The organism is Rhodopila sp. (assembly GCF_035548095.1).
Classification (GTDB): domain Bacteria; phylum Pseudomonadota; class Alphaproteobacteria; order Acetobacterales; family Acetobacteraceae; genus Rhodopila.
Genome location: NZ_DASZUV010000007.1, coordinates 129,554 through 150,214, shown reverse-complemented (window position 1 = coordinate 150,214; position 20,661 = coordinate 129,554). Strand labels below are relative to the sequence as shown.

Genomic DNA, 20,661 nt, shown 5'->3' with positions numbered 1-20,661 from the left:
CTCGACCGTGGGAGCCGGCCTTCTTGCAAGCCAGGCCGCCGGGAACCCGCGCCCGGCGGCGCCACCCCCTCACCGGCCCGGATGCTGCCGCCCCGCGTCACGCGCCCGCACGGCGCGACCAGCCGGGCCGGTGAGGGAGCGGGCCGCCGTCAGTTGGTCGGCGCCGACGGCACCTTGGGTTCGGCCGGCTTCGCGGGTTCCGAGGAGGCGGGCGCCGAGGCCGCCGGGGCGGGCGCCGCCGGAGCCAAACCCGTCGGAGCCGAGCCCGTTGGAGCCGAGCCCGTTGGAGCGGGTGTCGTTGGGGCCGGTGTCGTTGGAGCGGGCGTCGGGGACACCGGCGCCGCGGCGCCCGGCGCCTCGGGTCCGGTCCCTACCGGCGCCGATGGCAATGGGGATGCCGGAGGGGATGCCGGAGCGGGCGCGGTGACCGGCGCGGTGTCGAACAGCGACCGCCCCGCCCCGACGGTGCCGCGGTTCAGCAGCGCCAGCGTCAGCGACAGCGCCATGAAGATGGTCGCCAGGACCGCCGTCGTCCGCGTCAGCAGGTTCGCGGTGCCGCGCCCCGACATGAACGCGCCCATGCCTTGCGAGCTGCCGATGCCAAGCCCGCCGCCCTCGCTCCGCTGGATCAGCACGACGCCGATCAGCGCAAGGGTGACGAACAGGTGGATGATCAACAAAACGGTGTTCAACGCGGGCCGGCTTTCAACGCTGCGGGATCGCCGCGCCTCTTATACGGACCGGGCGGCGCGGGCAATCGCTAGAAAATCGGCGGCGTCCAGGCTGGCGCCGCCGACCAGGGCGCCGGCGACCTCGGGGACCGCCAGCAGGCCCGGCGCATTGGCCGGCCTCACGGAGCCGCCATACAGGATTCGGATGCCGCGTCCCTCCTCACCGAACTGGCGCACCAGCTCCTCGCGGATGAAGCCGTGCATGGCTGCCACGTCCTGTTCGGTGGCGGTGCGGCCGGTGCCGATGGCCCAGAGCGGCTCATAGGCGATGACGCCGCTGAACGGCTTCGGCAGGCTGCCGGAGATCTGCCAGCCCACCACTTCGGTCTCCTGGCCGCCGACGCGCTGCTCCTCGGTTTCACCGACGCAGACGATCGGGGTCAGCCCGGCGGCCACGGCGGCCAGCACCTTCTCCCGCACCATCTCATCCGTCTCCCCATGATTTTGCCGCCGCTCGGAGTGGCCCAGGATCACCCAGCCGGCGCCCAGATCGGCCAGCATCGGCGCGGCAATGTCGCCGGTATGCGCGCCCTTCGGCGCCATGTGGCAGTCCTGGCCGCCGACCGCGACCGCCGAGCCCTTCAACGCCTGCACCACCGCCGCCACGTGCAGCGCGGTCGGGCAGACCAGCAGGTCCGCCTGAATGCCGGCGGCGCCGGCCGCCACCGCCCTGGCCAGCGCCACGGCGTCCGCGCCCAGGCAGTTCATCTTCCAGTTTCCGGCGATCAACTGACGCATCGGCGATTGGCTCATGGGGCGGACTCTCCTGGTTTTCCCTGCTGCTAGCGTATCGCCGGCCGGCGTCAAGGCCGAACCCGGACTCCGCGCGCGGCGCGACGGCTGGCAATGCACGGCGCTGGCCCGTATATGCTGCCCGCCGCATCGTTTGGGACCCTGTCATCGTTCATGATCACGCTGCTTCGCCGTTCGCTGGATTCCTGGCTGGTCCGCGGCTTCTTCGGGATCCTGACGGTGCTGTTCGTCGGCTGGGGCATCGGCGGCAGCCTGACGCAGCTGTTCACCGGCCAGCCGACCTGGATCGCCAAGGTGTCCGGCACGACCATCGAGATTCCCACCTTCCAGACCGAGTTCCAGCGCGCCGTCGCGGTCGCCTCCCGCGAGCTGCCGCAGGGCCAGGAGCTGACGCAGCCGCAGCGCGAGCAGATCGCGCAGCAGACCCTGCAGCGGCTGATCGGACAGACGGCACTGGCCGACGAGCTGCACCGGCTGCGCATCGTCACGCCGGACGCCGTGGTGGTGGAGGCCGCGCGCGCGATGCCCGCCTTCCAGGGCCAGGACGGCAAGTTCAACAAGCAGGTCTTCGACGCCGTGCTGCGCAACAACGGCCTGACCGAGGGCCGGTTCATGGAGCAGCTGCGCGCCGATATCGCGCAGCGCCAGCTGCTGTCGGCCTTCGCCACCGCCGCCATCGCGCCGGACGCCGAGGTGAAGCCGCTCTATGCCATGGAGTTCGAGAAGCGGTCCGCCGACATGGCGGTCTTCCCGTTCGCCGCCTCACCCGAACCCGGCACGCCAGATGAAGCGGTGCTGCGGCGCTGGTACGACAATCATCCGGACCTGTACTCGACGCCGGAATTCCGCCGCATCAAGGCGGTCGAGCTGTCGCCGCAGTCGCTGGCCCCGGAAATCACCATCACCGACGCCGATCTCCGCGACGCCTATGAGACCCGGAAGCGCCAGTACACCACGCCCGGCAAGCGGTCGGCCGAGGTTATTTCCGTGCCCGACGAGGCCAAGGCGCAGGCACTCGCCGCGACATGGCGCGACACGCCCGACTGGGCGGCGATGCAGACGGCGGCGCGGCAGGCCGGCGCGGCGGCGATCACGCAGGACAACGCCACCGAGGTGGAGTTCCCCGACCCGGACCTGGCCAGGGCGGTGTTCGCCGCCGAACCGAACCAGGTCGTGGGACCGGTGAAGGGCGCGCTGGGCTGGTTCGTGCTGAGGGTGACCGGCATCGTTCCGGGCAGCGAGACGACATTCGAACAGGCGAAGGACACGCTGCGCGCCCAGGTGCTGGCCGCCAAGGCGGCCGATCTGATGTATGAGCGCGCCAACAAGCTGGACCAGCTGCTGGGCAACGGCACCACGCTGGATGAGCTGCCCAGCGACCTCGGCCTCGCCGGCCTGACTGGCACGCTGGACGCCCAGGGCAGGACGCAGGAAGGCGGGCCGGCCCCGATCCCCGGCGCCACGGAATTGCGGGAGGCCATCATCAAGGCGGCGTTTCAGGCCGCGGTCGGCGATCCGCCGCAACTGACCGAGGTGCAGACACCCTCCACCGGCGGGTCCGCCTATTACGCGCTGGTGGTGGAAAAGATCATCCCGCCCGGCGTGAAGCCGTTCGAGGAGGTCAAGGACCGGGTGCTGGCCGACTGGAAGCAGGACCAGCGGGAGCGGGCGGCGAATATCCGCGCGACGGACATGATGACCGCGGTACAGGCTGGCCAGTCCTTCTCGGCGGCGGCGCAGGCGGCCGGAGTGACCCCGCAGCTCAGCCCGCTGGTGACGCGCAACGAGACGACGCAGGCCATCGCACCGGAACTGCAGCGCGTGATGTTCGGCATCAAGAAGGGCGAGACCACGATGGTGGAAACCCCCGACAGCTTCGTGGTCGGCCAGCTCGTGGAAGTGACGCCGGCCGATCCGGGCGCCGACAAGGTCGGCTACGACCAGGCGAAGGCCGCCGTCTCCCGCTCCGTGCAGAACGACGTGCAGGCGCTGTTCGCCGACGCCGTGCGCCTGCGCGGCAAGCCCGAGATCAACCAGAAGGCGCTCGACAGTATCGTGCAACCCCACTGATGATGGGCGATAAAGAGGTATGACCGTGTCCTTCCCCCCCGGCTTCGCCGCCTTCCGCCTGGCCTATGACGCGGGGCGCGGCAGCCTGGTCTGGCGCAAGGGCGTGGCCGACCTGGAAACCCCCGTCGCCGCCTTCCTGAAGCTGGGACACGGCAAGCCGTACTCCTTCCTGCTGGAAAGCGTGGAGGGCGGGGCGGCCCGCGGCCGCTACTCGGTGATCTGCATGGCGCCGGACCTGGTCTGGCGCTGCCAGGACGGCACGGCGTCGGTGAACCGCCATGCCTTGTCGGCGCCGCACGCCTTCACGCCGGACAAGCGCGCGCCGCTGGAAAGCCTGCGCGCGCTGGTGGAGGAGACCCGCCTGGAGGTGCCGCCGCACCTGCCGCCGATGTCCGGCGGGCTGGTCGGCTATCTGGGCTATGACATGGTCCGGCAGATGGAACGCCTGCCGGACAAGAACCGCGACACGATTGGCGTGCCCGAGGGTGTGATGGTGCGTCCCACCCTGTTCGCCATCTTCGACAACGTGAACGATGAGCTCACGCTGGTCACACCCGTCTACCCCGCCGGCGACGTCACGCCGGAGCAGGCCTGGGAGCGGGCGGCACAACGCCTGGACGCGGCCGAGGCGGCGCTGGAGCGTCCCCTGCCCCACCAGCCGCCGCCGGTGATGCTGCCGGACCCGCCGGCACCGTCCTCCAATTTCTCGGAAGGCGCCTATCTGGCGGCGGTGGAGCGCTGCAAGGACTACATCGCCGCCGGCGACGCGTTCCAGATCGTGCTGTCGCAACGCTTCTCGGTGCCTTTCGCACTGCCGCCGTTCTCGTTGTACCGCGCGCTGCGGCGGATCAATCCGGCACCGTTCCTGTTCCATCTGGACTTCGGCGACTTCTCCATCGTCGGTTCCTCGCCCGAGGTGCTGGTGCGGCTGCGTGACGGCACCGTGACGATCCGCCCGCTCGCCGGCACCCGCCGCCGCGGCGCGACACGGGAAGAGGACCTAGCGCTGGAAGCGGAACTGCTGGCCGATCCGAAGGAACGGGCGGAGCACCTGATGCTGCTGGACCTGGGCCGCAATGATGTCGGCCGCGTCGCGGAGGTCGGGACGGTGAAGGTGACCGAGAGCTTCGTCATCGAGCGGTTCAGCCACGTGATGCACATCTCCTCCAATGTCGAGGGCAGGCTGCGCGCCGGCATGGACGCGCTGGACGCGCTGGTTGCCGGCTTCCCGGCCGGCACGCTGTCGGGCGCGCCGAAGGTGCGGGCGATGGAGATCATCGAGGAGCTGGAGCCCGACCGGCGCGGCATCTATGCCGGCTGTATCGGCTATTTCGCCGCCAACGGCACGATGGATACCTGCATCGCCCTGCGCACGGCGCTGGTGAAGGGCGGGGTGATGCACGTGCAGGCGGGCGCCGGGATCGTCACCGATTCCATCCCCAAGGCGGAGTTCGAGGAATGCCGCCAGAAGGCTCGGGCGCTGGTCCGCGCGGCCGAGGAAGCGGTGCGCTTCGCGGCGGGAAAGGGCGGCGCGAACGCCGGGTGACGGCGGGGCGGTGGCCGGTCTTCGGCAGGAGCCGGCCAGCTTCGCGCACACCCGGGTCGGCGGTATCAGGTGTGACGCTCGGCGCCCGGAAGCGGCGCCAGGTGGGGTTCCGCGGGGGCCTTCTGGAGCGTTCCCGCACTCACGCCCGCCGCACCCCCCAGAACACCATGTCCTCGCAACGGACGAAACCCGTCAGGTCGTCCCGCACCGCGCGCGGATAGTACCACTGGCCCACCGGCATGAACGGTAGGCTGTGAAATGCCCGGCGCTGGATATCCGCGCAGATCGCCCGTTCCGCCGCCAGATCGGGCGCGTCCAGCCAGGCGTCCCGCAGCGACTCCAGCGTCGGGTCCTCCGGCCAGCCGAACCAGGCGTCTCGCCCATTCGCCCGCAACGGAAACGAGTTGCCGGGACTGGCCACCGTCAGCCCCTGCCACGTGGTGCAGAACAGGTTCCAGCCGCCCTGTCCCGGCGCGTCGCGTTTCGCCCGCCGCGCCACCAGCGTGCCCCAGTCCATCATCTGGAAATCGACCCGCATGCCCAGCTTGACCAGCAGGTCCCGCGCCACCTGGCTCAATGCCAGGATTTCGGGCAGGTCGTGCGGCACCATGAACAGCACCGGCTCATCCCGGTAGCCTGCTTCCCGCAGCCGCCGCCGCGCCGCATCAAGGCTGCGCGGTGTCGTGAACGCCTCCATGCCGGCATCGTTCGCCATCGGCGTGCCCGCGGTGAAGAAGCCCACCGGATAGCGCCCGAACGCGGTCTGGTCGCCGACCCAGGCGCGCACGAAGTCCGCCTGGTCCACCGCGGGCAGCAGCGCCCGCAGGACCGCCGGATTGTCGAAGGGCGGCCACAGATGGTTGAACACGACCATCGCCAATGACCCGAACGGATCCAGGTTTTCGACGCGGCAGCCGGCGGCGCGGTTGAACAATGGCACCATGTCCAGCAACGGCGCCTCCAGCACGTCGACCTCATTCGTCTGCAAGGCCGCCGCGGCGGTGTTCGGGTCCGGCATCACCGTCCATTCCACCCGGTCGAAATGCACCACCTTTCCCCCGGCGTAATAGCTGGGCGGTTCGGAACGGGGCACGTAGCCGCCGAACCTTTCGTACGCCGCGCCGACGCCGGAGACCCATTCGTCTCGTTTGAAAACGAACGGCCCGCTGCCGACATACTCCCTGATCTGCTCCGACGCCGGCGTCCGCGCGATCCGTTCCGGCATCACGAACAGGTTGCCGGCCCCCATCGCGTACGCCATCTGCCGGAACCGCTGCGTCAGCCGGATGCGGAACCGCGTATCGTCCAGCGCCGCCATGTCCCGCGTGCGCGACGCCAGGGTCTGGCCCAGCGGGTTCTTCACCGCCCATCGGGCGATCGACGCGATGCAGTCGGCCGCGCGCACCGCCGACCCGTCATGGAACACCAGGCCCTCGCGCAGGCTGAACGTCCAGGTCAGCTCATCGGCGGACACCGCATGCCCGGCCAGCATCTGCGGCCGGGGCGTCAGGGTTTCGTCGATGCCGAACAGCGTGTCCCAGACCATGTAGCCATGGGTTGCCGCCGCCCCGGCCGTGGTCCACACCGGATCGGGGCTCGACAGGTCGGCGGCCGGCACGAAGCGCAGCACCTTGCCGCGCGCCGGCCGCGCCGACGCATCGCGGCCGGCCACCGCCGCCACCGCCGCGGCACCACCCAGAAATCCGCGTCTTCGCATCCGCCAGCCTCCTGCCGGCAGGGAGCCCGCGCCGGCCGGCCCGGTCAAGCCGTGTCCCGATAACGCTTTGCATCCCACACCCGGTCTGCCATGCAGGCCGGGCCCGTCAGGAATTGCCGCCGCTCGAAGACTTTGTTCGGATTTCATATGACATCATCACCTCTTGATGCTCAGCAATTGGACTTGACTTCCCATTGGGCCGGACTTCTGTCGATTGCCATTTTCTCCGCCGCCTATGCGCTGGTCTTCGTCGAGGAAAGTATCGACCTTCGCAAGTCCAAGCCGATGGTGGTCGCCGCGGGGGCGATGTGGATCCTGATCGGCGCGGTCTTCGCCAGCCACGGCCAGTCCCGCGTCGCCGAGGCGGCACTGCACCACGTGATGCTGGAGTTCGGGGAGCTTCTGCTGTTCCTGATCGTCGCCCTGACCTATGTCAACGCGCTGCGCGAACGACAGGTGTTCGAGGCGCTGCGCTGCTGGCTGGCCCGTTCCGGCTTCGGCTATCGCACATTGTTCTGGGTGACCGGCTTGCTGGCCTTCTTCCTGTCCCCGGTGGCCGACAACCTGACCACGGCGCTGGTCACCTGCTCCGTCGTCATCGCGGTCGGCGGCGGGGCGCCGCGCTTCGTCACCCTGTCCTGCATCAATATCGTGGTCGCCGCCAATGCCGGAGGAGCGTTCAGCCCGTTCGGCGACATCACCACCCTGATGGTCTGGCAGAAGGGTGTCGTTGCGTTTCAGGAATTCTTCGCGCTGTTCCTGCCGTCACTGGTGAATTTCCTGGTGCCCGCCGCGCTGATGCACCTGGCGCTGCCCGGCGGGCGACCGCCACCCAGCACCGAATCCGTCACGATGCGCCGGGGCGCGATCTGGGTCATCGCCTTGTTCGCCCTGACGATCGCCATGACCGTCTGCATCCGCACCTTCCTGCATCTGTCCACCGCTCTCGGCATGATGACCGGCCTCGGCCTGCTGATGCTGTATGATTTCCTGTTGCAGCGGCGCCTCCTGCGGACCGCGACACATCATCCGTTCGAGGTCTTTCGCCGGCTGGCGGATGTGGAGTGGGACACGCTGCTGTTCTTCTACGGCATCATGATGTGCGTGGGCGCGCTGGGGCTGGTGGGCTACCTCGCGGTCGTGTCCCGCCTGCTCTATGTCCGGCTTGACCCGACGGCCGCGAATATCCTGCTGGGCCTCGCATCCTCGGTGTTCGACAACATCCCGCTGATGTTCGCGGTGTTGACGATGAACCCGGACATGGCGCGCGGGCAGTGGCTGCTGATCACGCTGACCACCGGGGTGGGCGGCAGCGTGCTGGCGATCGGGTCGGCGGCCGGCGTTGCCCTGATGGGCCAGGCCAGAGGGATGTACAGCTTCACCGCCCATCTGCGCTGGGCGCCGGCGATCCTGCTGGGCTACGCGGCCGGCATCGCCGTGCATCTGTGGCTGAACCGGGCGCTGTTCTGAGTCCGGTCGGAGTCCGGCGTGCCTCCGCCGCCGGACGGGCTGGCGTGGCGGACGGGCTGGCGTGGCGGACGAGCTGGCGTGGCGAACGCGTGGCGGGCTGGCGTAGCGGACGGCGGTTATTTCGCGAGCACGCGCGCCAGGTCGAGCAGCGCGGTATCCACCGGCTTGGTCTGCCCCACGACATCGCGCAGCGGGACCCGGGTCACCACGTTCTTCTGCCAGCCCACCAGCACGCCGGTGTCGCCGTCCGCCAGGGCCTGCACCGCGCCATAGCCAAGCCTGGTGCCCAGGATACGGTCGAACGCGGTCGGCGGTGCGCCACGCACCACGTGGCCCAGCACGGTGGTGCGCAGCTCGAAGCCGGTCTTGCGGGCCTCTGCCTCGAAATACGACAGGATCTTCCGCGCGCTTTCCTTGACGCCCTCGGCGATCACCACGATCGCGTGGGTCTTCCCGCGCTCATACGCGGCGTGCAGCCGAGCGGCGATGTCGGCGGCGGAGACTTCGGCTTCCGGGATGGAAATGACCTCGGCGCCGCCCGCCAGGCCGGCCATGATGGCGATATAGCCGCAATCGCGTCCCATGGTCTCCACCAGGAAGGCGCGGTTATGCGACGAGCCGGTGGTGCGCAGGTGGTCGATCGCCTCCAGCGTCACGTTGATCGCGGTGTCGACGCCGATGGTGATGTCGCTGCCCAGCAGGTCGTTGTCGATGGTGGAGGCGATGCCGACGACCGGCACGCCCATCTCGCTGAATTTGAAGGAACCGGTCTGCGAGCCGTTGCCGCCGATCACCACCAGGCCGTCGATGCCGCGCTGGTTCAGGTGGCGCAGTGCCTTGGACCGGCCGCTTTCTTCCCGAAACTCGGCGCAGCGGGCGCTGCCGAGGAAGGTGCCGCCCACCTGGATGATGCCGCCGACATCGCGGGCGGAGAGCTGGCGGAAGCTGCCGTCCACCATACCCTGCCAGCCCTGGCGAACCCCGTGGACGGTCATGCCGTGGTCCAGCGCGCTGCGGGTCACGGCGCGGACGGCGGCGTTCATGCCAGGGGCATCGCCCCCGCTGGTGAGGACTGCGATGGACTTCATGACGGGAGACTATTGACGTCTGTGCGGACAGTCCATGACCTTCGCAACCGGAACGACCGGAAAACCGGCGTGATTCCCCGGGCATGATTCCCCGGGCGCGATTCCCCGGGCGCGATTCCCCGGGCGTGATTCTCCGGGGCGTGATTCCCCGGGCGCGATCCCAGGCCTGGTTCCAGACCTGGTTCCCTGGGCAGCCTCCCCTGGGCGGCCTCCCCTGGGCGGCGCGTGCCCATGTCCTGCTTGCGCGCAACCGGCCGCCGATCCATCATCCGATGCCCAGTTCCACGGCAACAAAGGTCTGGTCCCATGACCTCGCTTCGCGGCAATAACGGCCCCCGCTACCGCCATGATCCCGGCAACACCGCACCGTATGAGACGATCGGCCTGGACAAGCTGACGCCGATCATCGGCGCCGAGATCAGCGGCGTGAACCTGGCCGAACCCATCCCCAACCACCAGATGGAGGAGATCCACCGCGCCCTTGCCGAGAACCTGGTGATCTTCTTCCGCGACCAGCAATTGACGCCGGAGCAGCATCTGGCGTTCGGCCGCAATTTCGGCCCGCTGCACCTGCATCCGGCGGCGCCGCACGCACCGGGCCATCCGGAACTCATGATCATCAAGGCGGACAAGGACAGTTCGCGCGCGAATGGCGAGGGCTGGCACAGCGACGTGTCCTGCGACGCGGAGCCGCCGATGGGCAGCATCCTGTACATCAAGGAGACCCCGCCGCATGGCGGCGACACGCTGTTCGCCAGCATGTACGCGGCCTATGAAGCGCTGTCGGACCGGATGAAGACCTATCTGGACGGGCTGACGGCCGTGCATGACGGCGAGGACGCGTATCGCGGCACCTATGCCAACCTGGGCGTGGCGGACAAGCCGGTCTATCCGCGGGCGGAACATCCGGTGATCCGCACGCACCCGGTGACCGGGCGCAAGGCGCTGTTCGTCAACCGCGGCTTCACCAAGCGCATCCTGGGCATCCCGCGCGATGAGAGCGCCGGCATCCTGTCCTACCTGTTCGGCCTGGCCGAGGACCCGCTGTTCCAGTGCCGGTTCCGCTGGCGGCCGGACTCGATCGCCTTCTGGGACAATCGCTGCGTGCAGCACCGGGCGATGTGGGATTACTGGCCGCACAGGCGCGCCGGCTTCCGGGTCACCGTCGCGGGCGACAAGCCGTATTGATGGCACGCCGGCCCGCCGCGCGCGCGCCTTCCGTCCTCCCTTCCGGCCGGCCACCGAAGCGGGACATCCCTGCCCTGACCGCCGAGGCGTTGCGGGCCGGCTTCCTTTCCTGGCTGGGGCAGGAACGGCATGCCGCGGCCAATACGACCGAGGCCTATGGCCATGCGCTGGCGGGGTTCCTGGGGTTTCTGACCGATCACCTGGGCGAGCCGCCCGACCTGCCGGCGCTGGCGGGGCTGGCCGCGGCGGATGTGCGGGCCTGGCTGGCGCGGCAGGCGAAGGACGGGTTGTCGGCGACCAGCCGGGCGCAGCATCTGTCGGCGGTGCGGACGTTCTTCCGATATCTGAACCGGCGGCACGGGGTGGACGTGACGGCGATCCGCCTAGTCGCCACCGCCCGCGTCCGCCCCGCCCTGCCGCGCGCGCTGTCGGTGGACCAGGCGATCGACGTGACGGCGCATATCAGCGACATCGCCGACGACCCGGCGCTGCAGGCCCGCGACACCGCCTTTTTCTCCCTGCTGTACGGCAGCGGGCTGCGCATCGCCGAGGCGCTGGCGCTGGATGTGCGGGACGCGGCGGCGCTGCGGCGGGACTTGACGCTGACCGTGACCGGCAAGGGCGGCAAGACCCGCATGGTGCCCGTGCTGCCGCCGGTGCGCGATGCGATCGAGGCCTGGCTGACGGTCCATCCAAGGCCGCTTCCCGACTCGCCGCTGTTCCTGGGTGCGCGCGGCAAGCGCCTGGACCCGGCGGTGGCGCAAAAGGTGCTGCGTACCTACCGCCGCCTGGCGGGCCTGCCGGAACACGCGACGCCGCATGCGCTGCGCCACTCCTTCGCGACGCATCTGCTGGCCAATGGCAGCGACCTGCGGGCGATCCAGGACCTGCTGGGCCATGCCAGCCTGTCGACCACCCAGCGCTACACCGCGGTCGACGACGCCGGGCTGCTGGCGGTCTGGCGGAAGACGCACCCCGCCGCCGGGTAGGCCGGCCGTTGCGGCCCGCACCCGTGGCATTCGGCTGGACGATCGCTCCGGCAGCCCGGACGCGATGGACGCCGCCCGCGACGCCGGCATTCCGACGCCCGCCTTCGCCTCCGGACCGTCACCGGATGGCGGCACCTGGGGTCGGGGACGGCGGTCTGCCCCCGAGGAGGAGGGCACGCCGGATCGGCGATCATTGGGCAGCCGGCCGGCCTTGCGGCAGTGGCCGGCGAGGCCGCCGGCCGGCACCTGCCACTCAACGAAATGGGCGGCACCACAGGGCGCCGCCCAAGTTTGGGGGGGAAACGTCACGCAGAAGACGATTTTCACGTCACCTGCGGACCAGACATTGTGCGGCGCATTGCCAAGTCAAGAACACGGACGCGCGAGCAGCCATGATTGAACGTGCGGCCCGGCGCAGGGGGACGATTCCCGCGCCTGGTCCCAAGCGCCTGGCCCCAACGGTGCCCTGACGGGTCTCGATGGCAAGTTCCGATGCGGCCGTTCCGATGCTGCCGTTCCGCCGCCGGCTCCCGGCGTCGCGGGCGCAGGTCCGCGGCTTTTGGATCCCCGCCGGCGCCGTGCCTCGTCGGCCAACGCGCGGATGGCGGGGCTATATTCCCTGGGCGCTATATTCCCTGGAGGGGGGCTATATTCCCTGAAGGCAACATTCCCCGGGGGCAACATTCCCTGGCGGCGGTTCCCTGGAGCAGGTTTTTTGCGGACCGGTCCGTGGGCTGGCACAACCCGGACAATCCTGGGTATACCCCCGTCTCTCATCAGAGTGCACTGATGCCCGAAGGAGCCTCCAAGATGGATTATGTCGCCGCGTCCGGCCTGCAGGTCGCAAAGCCATTGCACGATTTCGTGACAGAACAGGCCTTGCCGGGGACGGGGGTCGGTGCCGATGCGCTGTGGGGCGGGTTCGCCGCGCTGCTGAAGGACCTGGCGCCGCGCTGCAAGGCGTTGCTGGCCGAGCGGGACCGTCTGCAGGGGCAGGTGGATGACTGGCACAAGGCGCATAAGGGCAAGCCGATCGACCAGGATGCCTATCTCGGTTTCCTGCGGGCGATCGGCTACCTGGTCGACGAGCCGGCGCAGGTCACCGTGCGGACCAGCAACGTGGACCCCGAGATCGCGACCATCGCCGGCCCCCAGCTGGTGGTGCCCGTCACCAATGCCCGGTACGCGCTGAACGCGGCCAATGCGCGCTGGGGCAGCCTGTACGACGCGTTCTACGGCACCGACGCGATCCCCGAGGACAATGGCGCCTCCCGAGCCGGTGGCTACAACAAGGTGCGCGGCGCGCTGGTGATCGCCAAGGCGCGCGGCATCCTGGATCAAGCCGCGCCGCTGGCCGCCGGCAGCCACGCGGATGCCACCTCCTATGCGGTGGCGGGCGGCAAGCTGGCGGTGACGCTGAAGGACGGCAGCACGACCGGCCTCAGGGACCCCGCGCAATGCGCCGGCTATCGTGGCGACGCCGCGGCACCGTCCGAGGTGCTGTTGACTCATAACGGGCTGCACCTGGAGATCGTGATCAACAAGGCGCATCCGATCGGCAAGGACGATCCCGCCGGCATCGCCGACGTGGTGCTGGAAGCCGCGATCACCACGATCCAGGACTGTGAGGACTCCGTCGCCTGTGTCGACGCCGCCGACAAGGTTCTCGCCTATGCCAACTGGCTTGGCCTGATGCAGGGCACCCTGTCCGATACATTCGAGAAAGGCGGGCGGATGATGACCCGCACGCTGCATGCCGACCGGCAATACACGAAGCCGGCGGGCGGCACGCTGTGGCTGTCCGGCCGCAGCCTGATGCTGGTGCGCAATGTCGGCCACCACATGTACACCGACGCGGTGCTGGACGCCGACGGGCAGGAGGTGCCGGAAGGATTCCTGGACGCGCTGATCACCGCGCTGATCGCCAAGCACGACCTGGACAGCAAGGGTCCGATCAGGAACAGCCGCACCGGGTCGGTCTACATCGTGAAGCCGAAGATGCACGGCCCGAAGGAAGTCGCGTTGACCAACGACCTGTTCGGCGCGGTGGAAACGATCCTGGGCCTGCCGCAATACACGCTGAAGATGGGCATCATGGATGAGGAACGGCGCACCTCCGCCAACCTCAAGGCCTGCATCGGCGCCGCCGACCACCGCGTGGTGTTCATCAATACCGGCTTCCTGGACCGCACCGGGGACGAGATCCACACCTCGATGGAAGCCGGCCCGATGATCCGCAAGAACGAGATGCGGAACACCGCCTGGATCAAGGCGTATGAGGACCAGAACGTCGATATCGGCCTGGAATGCGGCCTGCTGGGCAAGGCACAGATCGGCAAGGGCATGTGGGCGGCGCCCGACCGGATGGCGGACATGCTGGCGCAGAAGATCGGCCACCCGATGGCCGGCGCCTCCACCGCCTGGGTGCCCTCGCCCACCGCCGCCACCCTGCACGCGCTGCACTATCACCAGGTTTCGGTCGCCGCGCGGCAGAAGGAGATCGAGGGCCGCGCGCGCGCGCCGCTGGCCAGCCTGCTGACCATCCCGGTCGCCGACCGGCCGAACTGGTCGCCTGACGACCTGCGGCAGGAGCTGGACAATAACTGCCAGGGCATCCTGGGCTACGTGGTGCGCTGGATCGACCAGGGCGTCGGCTGCTCCAAGGTGCCGGACATTCACGATATCGGCCTGATGGAGGACCGCGCCACGCTGCGCATCTCCTCCCAGCACATCGCCAACTGGCTGCATCAGGGGATCGTGACGAGGGACCAGGTGATGGAGGCGCTGCGCCGCATGGCCGCGGTGGTGGACCGGCAGAATGCCGGCGACGCGCTGTACAAGCCGATGGCGCCCGCCTTCGACGGGGTGGCGTTCAAGGCGGCGTGCGACCTGATCTTCGAAGGCCGCACCCAGCCCAACGGCTATACCGAGTTCATCCTGCACCGGCGCCGGCGGGAGGCGAAGGCGGCCGCCTGAGCCGCCGCGCCTACGCCTTCACCAGCTTGCACCCGCCCTCGGAGAGCGGGCGGAAGGCATCCTCGGGTCCGGTGGTGGCGACGAGATCGTAGACCGCGCCCGGTTGACGGATGGCATCGGCCTGCTTGACCTGGAACAGGTAGCTCGGATGGATCTTGCGGCCGTCGATCCGGATCGAGCCCTTGCCAAAGCAGTCGTCCTCGGTCGGCATCCGCTTCATCGTCGCGACCGTCAGACGGCCGGCGCCCTTCGCCTTCTCCGGCCCGAGCTCCTTCACCGCCTTCAGGAAGTGCAGGGTCGCGGCGTAGTTGCCGGCCTGCATCGAGTTGGGTACCGCGCCCTGGGTGAGCAGGGGCCGCACGCGCCTGGTCCAATCGCGGGTCCGGTCGTTCATGTCCCAGTAGAAGTTCTCGGTCAGCCGCGTACCCTGGGCGATGGCCGGTCCCATGCCCAGGATGTCGGTGATGAAGCCGGTCATGCCGACGAGCTGCGCCGTCTTGTTCAGGCCAAACTCGTGCGACTGTTTCATCAGGTTCACGAAATCGGTCCCGCCGACGCCGAATGCCACCACCTTGGCGCCCGTGCTCTGTGCCTGCAGCAGCATCGCCGAGAAATCGGTGGTCTCGGGGAACGGATAGGTGGCACTGCCCAGCACCTTGCCGCCGGCGAGTTCGACCGCCTTGGTCGCATCCGCCTGGATCGCCTTGCCATAGGCATAATTGGGCGTGACGAAGAACCAGCTGGCGCCGCCCTGTTTCGTGACCGCGGTGCCGGTGACATGGGCGAGGTTCCAGCTGTCATACGTCCAATGCACCGTGTTGGCGTTGCAGGACGCGCCGGTCAACGCCGAGGAGCCGCCGGCCGTCACCATGCAGACCCGGTCCTTCTCCGCCGAGATGGCCGAACAGGCGAGCGCGACGGCCGAGTTGGTGAGGTCGGTCACCATGTCGACACCGTCATTGTCGTACCAGCCGCGCAGGATGCTGGTGCCGACATCCGGCTTGTTCTGGTGGTCGGCACCGATCACCTCGACCCGGATGCCGGGATTGGCCGCCATGAACTCGGCCGCCGCCTGCTTCGCGCAGGCGATGCCGTTGGGTCCGTTGATGTCGCGGTACGGACCGGACAGGTCGGTGAGCACGCCAACCTTGATGACCGGGGTTTCGGCACGGGCCCGCCGAACGGCGCCGCTTGACGCGACCGCCACGAACGTGCCGGCCAGGGCGGTTCTGCGCGTGAGTTTCATGACGCTGCCTCTGCATTGATTGGACCGAACTGTTGCCCTGCCCGTTCAAGGGGTGCAAGGGCCACGCGTCCCGTCACCGCCACGCCGGATTTGCGCCACGCCGTCCACCCCGCGGCCGGGCACCCCCGCCAGGGCGCCAGGCGCCGTTGCGGACCCGGGATGGCGGGCGCCGGCACCGGCGGCGCCCGCGCCGCCTCGGGCAGCCTGCCGGAACCGGCGACACAGGGCACGCCCGGAGATCACCCGGAGATCATCCGCACCTAATCCCGCACGTATTTGTCCGGCAGCAGCCAGGCGATCGGCTTGCGGACGAGCCCGTTCGCCGACGGCACGATCACCGCCGCGGCCGGGCTGTAGTCGGCGATCATTTCCCGGCACATGCCGCAAGGCGCGGCAACCTTCAGCGCCGTCCCGGGATCATGTCCGCCGGCATGACGCACGGCGACGATGGTTTCGATATCGGTATCGCCCGCCTCTGTCGCCGCGCGCCCCAGGGTCACGGCTTCCGCGCAGATGGCGATCCGGCCGACATAGGCTTCCAGATGCACGCCGGTGAAAACCCGCCCAGCCCTGGTACGCAGCGCGGCGCCGACCACGTGCCAGCCCGGTCTGTAGCGTTGCCAGATGATCGCGCGCGCCAGCCGCACGAGCTCCTGGTCGGCATCCGACAGGCCGGTGGTCATGCCGGCCCCGCGATCCGGCGCGAGGCCGGCACCGCGAGCCGACATGTGTCACGACACCCGAGCCAGCACCTCATCGCGGAACACCTTCATCTCCCGTGTGGATTTCTCGGCGTCCCGGCCCTCGAAATCGAAATCGATGGCGCTGACGCCCAGGGCCTTCAATGCCGCAATATCCTCGATCGTGTTGGCCACCGTCCCGGTGAAGAGTTTCCGATTGCCGTCGCTGGCCGGCGGCGCCGCATAGGCATGGCGCTTCACCCGGTAGACCACCTGCACCGCGTCCGGATCGCGCCCGGCGTCCTTCGTCAGCGTCCGCAGCCGCGCGATCCCGGCCTCTAGCCGCGGCAGCGTGTCCAGCAGATGCGCGTTGTTGCTGCCGATCGGATACCACGCATCGCCGATCCGCGCCGCCCGGCGCATCGATGGCCCGGATTCGCCGCCGACCCAGATGGGCGGGTGCGGCTTCTGGACCGGCTTCGGATCGGTCAGCAATCCGTCGATGTTGACATACTTGCCGTGGAACACAGGTTTCTCCTGCGTCCAGATCACCTTCATCGCGTCCATGTACTCATCGGTCACGGCGCCCCGTTCCGCGAACGGAGTCGTTGCCACCGCGTCAAGCTCCACCTTCAGCCAGCCGGCGCCGATCCCCACCACCAGCCGCCCGCCGGACAGCACGTCGATGGTCGACAGCATCTTCGCCGCCACCACCGCCGGCCGGTGCGGCACCACCATCACCGCCAGCACCAGGCGTATCCGGCTGGTCTTCGCCGCCACCCAGGACGCCGCGGTCAGCTGCTCCATGCGGTGGCCCGGATCCGGCGAGTAGAATTCACCGGTCGTGGAATACGGATAGCCGGGCGCGCTGGTATCCGGCAGCGCCACGTGGTCGGTCATGGTCAGGTAGTCGAAGCCCAGCGCCTCACCCAGTTGCGCGGTGCCGGCCATGATCTCCGGCGTCGCCATGGGGCCGCTGACCGGCAGGTTGAACCCGATCTTCATGCTGTCTCTCTCCCTGGTTCGATGCGTTGTCCGCCATCTGGCCGCGCGCGTCCATCCACGGGTATAGAAGCGGACGAGACCCAGCCGGAGCGTCCCCGATGGCAGACCCCGTCACCCTGCGCAGCGCCTTCGCCCCGTATCCGCATGTGCAGGCCGCGCGGACCGGCCGCATCGCCTCACCGCGGGTCATCCTTGACATCGAGGACGTCCCGAACATCACCCGCGCCTTCCGCCGCATGGTGCGCACGCTGGACTTCGACCTGTGCGAGATCGCACTGACCACGCTGGCCCAGGCGATCGCCTTCGGCAAGCCGCTGACCGGCCTGCCGGTGGTGGTGATGCGCGGCTTTCATCACGGGGCGCTGGTCTGTCCGCTGGACTCGCCCATCAGCGGTCCGGCCGACCTGCGCGGCAAGCGGATCGGCGTGCGCGCCTTCTCCCAGACCACCGGCGTCTGGCTGCGCGGCATCCTGCTGGACGAGTACGGCGTCGACCATCGCGACATTACTTGGGTGACCGAGGAAGACGCGCATGTCACGGAATACCGGGACCCGCCGAACGTGCAACGGATGGGCCCCGGCCGCAGCCTGCCCGCCATGCTGCTGAGCGGTGAGATCGATGCCGGCATCGCGCTCGCCGGGCTGGACGCGTCGAAGGTGCGGCCGGTGATCGCCGATCCGGACAAGGCGGCGGCGGACTGGTATCGCCGCACCGGCGTCTATCCGGTGAACCACGTGCTGTGCCTGCGGACCGATCTGGTATCGGAACATCCCTGGCTGCCCGAGGAATTGCTGCGCCTGTTCGTCGCCGCCCGCGTCGCCGCCGCCCAACCCGGCGCCGAGGCGCGCTGGGCCGGCATCGTCGGCGATCCGCTGCCGTACGGCCTGGGCCCGAACCACGCGGCGATCGCGCTGTGCCTGCGCTACGCGGCCGAACAGGGGCTGGTGGAGCGGGTGTTCACGCCGGAGGCGGTGTTCGGCGGACAGAGCGCGATCGCCTGAAGCCGGCGGTGAGAGGTGTGACTCGCGCTCTTGAATCAAAGAGTTGATGACGTATGACAGGGTCAACCCGACCCTCTCATGCGTCAGCCCTGCCGCGCCGCATCGATCAGCGCCGCCACCCGGCGCAGGCCGAACAGGTATCCTTGCGTCCCACACCCCGCGATCACCCCGTCCGCCCGCAGCGAGACATAGGAGTGATGGCGGAACGATTCCCGTTTGTGGACGTTGGAGATATGCACCTCGATCACCGGGCCGTCGAAGGTGTTCAGCGCGTCCAGGATCGCCACCGAGGTATGGGTATACGCCGCCGGGTTCATCACGATGCCGCCGGCGATCTCCCGCGCTTCATGAATCCAGTCGATCAGCTGGCCCTCGGCGTTGCTCTGGTGGAACCGGATCTCCAGCCGCAGCTCCGTCGCCAGCGCGCGGCAATCGCGTTCGATGTCCGCCAGCGTCTCATGCCCATAGATATGCGGCTGGCGCTTGCCCAGCAGGTTCAGGTTCGGGCCGTTCAGGACGAAGACGAGGCGGCTGGTCATGGGGGGCGGTTCCTTCCGTTGGTGCACCGGCATAGACCGCCGGCAAGGCAGGGGGAAGAGCCGCCGGGCCGCGCGGGCAATCCCCCTCTCGCCGCGCGTGCCACCCGCTCGGCCTGACGACGCCTACCCGCCGTGGTCCAGGTGGCCGTCCGCCAGGCGCCGCAGCGCCTTGTGGATTTTCAGATCGATTTCGATCCCTTCCCGCAGCAGCCGCTCGCGGGTGCGGTAGGCGCGTTCGCCGGGGATGCGGATATCGGAAACGCTTTCCTGGCATGGCACCGACTTGACGGTGTCGATCCGCCGGCTGACCTCGCGCCGGTACTCCTCGGCCGACAGGAACAGGTCCGGCTGGAACGCGACGAACAGGTAGCCGCTGACCGACCCGGCCGGCCGCGCCGCCGCGGTCAGCGCGCCCAGCGCATCCATCGCCAGCGCCAGGCCGAACCCCTTGTAGCCGCCTGTCGGCCCGCCGAACGGCAGCAGGGTGCCCTGCCGCGCAAGATGGGCATCGGTGGTGGGATGGCCGTTCGGGCCCAGGGCGACGCCTTCGAGGATCGGCAGGCCCATCCGCTCGCGGAACTGCAGGTCGGTGGCCATGAACGCGGCGGTGCCCATGTCGACCACCAGCGGGTCCGTTTCGGTGGGGAAACCGAATGCGATCGGGTTGGTGCCCAGCGCCGGCCTGGTGCCGCCGAACGGCGCCACCGCCGGCGGCGAGGCCACGGTGTGGATCACCACCAGCCCGGCGCGGGCGATCATCTCGCAGTAATAGGCGCTGCGGCCGGTCATCCAGGTGTTGGCGAGGGAGACCAGGGCGAGCCCATGGGTCCGGGCGCGCTCGATGACGGCCTGGGAGGCGCGGTAGGCGGCCACCATGCCGGTGTTGTTGCCGCCATCGATCAGCGCGGCGGGGCCGGAGTCCCGCAGCATGGCGATTGGCCGGCGCGGCAGTCGGAAATCGGCGGCGTCGACGACGTTCAGCAGCTTCGGCAGGCCGGAATATTCATAGCCGCACAGGGCGGCGTCCAGGACGTGGTCGGTCAGCGCCCAGGCGTCGCCGGCGTCATAGCCGGCACCGCGCATCGCCGCCTCGCCCAGCGCGCGGGCTTCGGGCACGGTGAGGTGGATACGGTCCTCGGTGCGTGTGCTGGTCCCGCTCAATGGACATCCTCCTGGTTTCGTTCGGGGCATGTGCCAAGCTGTTAACCTATTTTCAATCCTTGCGGCGGCAACGTGCATGAGCGCCCTGACTGGATCTGAGAAGCGACCCGGACCGCGGCGGTGGTTCAGAACGACGATTGGATGCGGTCCGAGCGGCATGGGCGCATGAGCGGGCCGAACGATCGGCGTGCGGCCAGCCGGTCGACGCGGGCGGCCAGCCGGTCGACGCCAGCCGCCGGTCGACGCCAGCCGCCGTGGCCAGGCCACGCAGCCTTCCCGGCTGTAGCCCTCCACCGGGGTGGACCAGCCGCGTTCGAGCGGCTGGCCCGTCCCCTAGCGCCTCGTGATGAGGATCTTGACTTTGACGGTCACGATCACCACTATTGGCACCAGGAAGATTAGATGCGTGGGCATCTTCATCCTCCGGTAAGAAGCTGGCGGACCCATTCCGCCAGCTTTTTTATTGTCGGACACTTGGATGAACGAACAGTTGACACCGCG

16 protein-coding genes are annotated in these 20,661 nt (G+C 69.1%); 7 read left to right on the top strand and 9 right to left on the bottom strand.

From position 1 onward, the window contains the following. Positions 1 to 149: 149 nt before the first annotated feature. Both secG and tpiA read right to left on the bottom strand, forming a co-directional pair. The gene (gene secG / locus VHC04_RS08185) at positions 150 to 692 is read right to left on the bottom strand and encodes a preprotein translocase subunit SecG (RefSeq protein WP_408903791.1); all 543 of its coding nucleotides are present in this window, start codon (positions 690 to 692) and stop codon (positions 150 to 152) included. 39 nt (positions 693 to 731) lie between these two features. Further along, positions 732 to 1,469, bottom strand: coding sequence for a triose-phosphate isomerase (tpiA, locus tag VHC04_RS08180; RefSeq protein WP_325679908.1), 738 nt, complete (start codon positions 1,467 to 1,469; stop codon positions 732 to 734). A 168-nt stretch (positions 1,470 to 1,637) separates the two neighbouring features. Between tpiA and VHC04_RS08175 the strand changes: the two genes are divergently transcribed. Together VHC04_RS08175 and trpE are read left to right on the top strand one after the other, a co-directional pair. Next, complete coding sequence (locus VHC04_RS08175; protein WP_325679904.1) at positions 1,638 to 3,554, top strand: peptidylprolyl isomerase; 1,917 nt, start codon at positions 1,638 to 1,640, stop codon at positions 3,552 to 3,554. Between the two features lie 19 nt (positions 3,555 to 3,573). After that, positions 3,574 to 5,100: an anthranilate synthase component I gene (trpE, locus tag VHC04_RS08170; protein ID WP_408903790.1), complete on the top strand. Its 1,527-nt coding sequence runs from the start codon at positions 3,574 to 3,576 to the stop codon at positions 5,098 to 5,100. 139 nt (positions 5,101 to 5,239) lie between these two features. Here trpE and VHC04_RS08165 read toward each other — a convergent pair whose 3' ends face one another. Continuing rightward, positions 5,240 to 6,817 carry an ABC transporter substrate-binding protein gene (locus VHC04_RS08165; protein ID WP_325679900.1) on the bottom strand — a complete coding sequence of 526 codons (1,578 nt, stop codon included), beginning with the start codon at positions 6,815 to 6,817 and terminating at the stop codon, positions 5,240 to 5,242. Between the two features lie 177 nt (positions 6,818 to 6,994). On the opposite strand from VHC04_RS08165, the gene nhaD reads away from it, so the two are divergent. Next, the gene (nhaD, locus tag VHC04_RS08160; protein WP_325679898.1) at positions 6,995 to 8,287 is read left to right on the top strand and encodes a sodium:proton antiporter NhaD; all 1,293 of its coding nucleotides are present in this window, start codon (positions 6,995 to 6,997) and stop codon (positions 8,285 to 8,287) included. 116 nt (positions 8,288 to 8,403) lie between these two features. Here the strand turns inward: nhaD and VHC04_RS08155 are convergent, their stop codons facing one another. Next, positions 8,404 to 9,375, bottom strand: coding sequence for an ATP-dependent 6-phosphofructokinase (locus VHC04_RS08155; RefSeq protein ID WP_325679896.1), 972 nt, complete (start codon positions 9,373 to 9,375; stop codon positions 8,404 to 8,406). 306 nt (positions 9,376 to 9,681) lie between these two features. Between VHC04_RS08155 and VHC04_RS08150 the strand changes: the two genes are divergently transcribed. The 3 genes from VHC04_RS08150 (at position 9,682) to VHC04_RS08140 (ending at position 14,528) form a co-directional block, all read left to right on the top strand. Continuing rightward, positions 9,682 to 10,563, top strand: a complete 882-nt coding sequence (locus VHC04_RS08150) for a TauD/TfdA dioxygenase family protein (RefSeq protein WP_325679894.1) — start codon at positions 9,682 to 9,684, stop codon at positions 10,561 to 10,563. A 74-nt stretch (positions 10,564 to 10,637) separates the two neighbouring features. Then, the gene (locus VHC04_RS08145) at positions 10,638 to 11,552 is read left to right on the top strand and encodes a tyrosine recombinase XerC (protein WP_408903792.1); all 915 of its coding nucleotides are present in this window, start codon (positions 10,638 to 10,640) and stop codon (positions 11,550 to 11,552) included. Positions 11,553 to 12,362: 810 nt separating this feature from the next. Next, on the top strand, positions 12,363 to 14,528 hold the full coding sequence (locus VHC04_RS08140; protein WP_325679890.1) for a malate synthase G: 2,166 nt from the start codon (positions 12,363 to 12,365) through the stop codon (positions 14,526 to 14,528). A gap of 10 nt (positions 14,529 to 14,538) precedes the next feature. Here VHC04_RS08140 and VHC04_RS08135 read toward each other — a convergent pair whose 3' ends face one another. The 3 genes from VHC04_RS08135 to VHC04_RS08125 form a co-directional block, all read right to left on the bottom strand. After that, complete coding sequence (locus VHC04_RS08135) at positions 14,539 to 15,774, bottom strand: ABC transporter substrate-binding protein (RefSeq protein WP_325679888.1); 1,236 nt, start codon at positions 15,772 to 15,774, stop codon at positions 14,539 to 14,541. A gap of 260 nt (positions 15,775 to 16,034) precedes the next feature. Beyond that, positions 16,035 to 16,502: a cytidine deaminase gene (locus VHC04_RS08130; RefSeq protein ID WP_325679886.1), complete on the bottom strand. Its 468-nt coding sequence runs from the start codon at positions 16,500 to 16,502 to the stop codon at positions 16,035 to 16,037. A gap of 3 nt (positions 16,503 to 16,505) precedes the next feature. Next, entirely contained in the window at positions 16,506 to 17,459 is a 954-nt protein-coding gene (locus VHC04_RS08125; RefSeq protein WP_325679884.1) for a TIGR03619 family F420-dependent LLM class oxidoreductase, read from the bottom strand. Positions 17,460 to 17,557: 98 nt separating this feature from the next. Here VHC04_RS08125 and VHC04_RS08120 point away from each other — a divergent pair, with 98 nt between their 5' ends. After that, positions 17,558 to 18,460, top strand: coding sequence for an ABC transporter substrate-binding protein (locus VHC04_RS08120; protein ID WP_325679882.1), 903 nt, complete (start codon positions 17,558 to 17,560; stop codon positions 18,458 to 18,460). Between the two features lie 83 nt (positions 18,461 to 18,543). Here the strand turns inward: VHC04_RS08120 and aroQ are convergent, their stop codons facing one another. Both aroQ and VHC04_RS08110 read right to left on the bottom strand, forming a co-directional pair. Continuing rightward, complete coding sequence (gene aroQ / locus VHC04_RS08115; protein ID WP_325679880.1) at positions 18,544 to 18,999, bottom strand: type II 3-dehydroquinate dehydratase; 456 nt, start codon at positions 18,997 to 18,999, stop codon at positions 18,544 to 18,546. Positions 19,000 to 19,122: 123 nt separating this feature from the next. Then, positions 19,123 to 20,160, bottom strand: a complete 1,038-nt coding sequence (locus VHC04_RS08110) for an Ldh family oxidoreductase (RefSeq protein WP_325679878.1) — start codon at positions 20,158 to 20,160, stop codon at positions 19,123 to 19,125. Positions 20,161 to 20,661 lie beyond the last annotated feature (501 nt).

Coding starts and splice junctions, on each gene's coding strand:
- VHC04_RS08150 (WP_325679894.1), top strand. CDS start 9,682: ATGACCTCGCTTCGCGGCAATAACGGCCCCCGCTACCGCCATGATCCC.
- VHC04_RS08175 (WP_325679904.1), top strand. CDS start 1,638: ATGATCACGCTGCTTCGCCGTTCGCTGGATTCCTGGCTGGTCCGCGGC.
- VHC04_RS08120 (WP_325679882.1), top strand. CDS start 17,558: ATGGCAGACCCCGTCACCCTGCGCAGCGCCTTCGCCCCGTATCCGCAT.
- VHC04_RS08155 (WP_325679896.1), bottom strand. CDS start 9,375: ATGAAGTCCATCGCAGTCCTCACCAGCGGGGGCGATGCCCCTGGCATG.
- VHC04_RS08140 (WP_325679890.1), top strand. CDS start 12,363: ATGGATTATGTCGCCGCGTCCGGCCTGCAGGTCGCAAAGCCATTGCAC.
- VHC04_RS08165 (WP_325679900.1), bottom strand. CDS start 6,817: ATGCGAAGACGCGGATTTCTGGGTGGTGCCGCGGCGGTGGCGGCGGTG.
- trpE (WP_408903790.1), top strand. CDS start 3,574: ATGACCGTGTCCTTCCCCCCCGGCTTCGCCGCCTTCCGCCTGGCCTAT.
- VHC04_RS08130 (WP_325679886.1), bottom strand. CDS start 16,502: ATGTCGGCTCGCGGTGCCGGCCTCGCGCCGGATCGCGGGGCCGGCATG.
- VHC04_RS08125 (WP_325679884.1), bottom strand. CDS start 17,459: ATGAAGATCGGGTTCAACCTGCCGGTCAGCGGCCCCATGGCGACGCCG.
- tpiA (WP_325679908.1), bottom strand. CDS start 1,469: ATGCGTCAGTTGATCGCCGGAAACTGGAAGATGAACTGCCTGGGCGCG.
- VHC04_RS08135 (WP_325679888.1), bottom strand. CDS start 15,774: ATGAAACTCACGCGCAGAACCGCCCTGGCCGGCACGTTCGTGGCGGTC.
- aroQ (WP_325679880.1), bottom strand. CDS start 18,999: ATGACCAGCCGCCTCGTCTTCGTCCTGAACGGCCCGAACCTGAACCTG.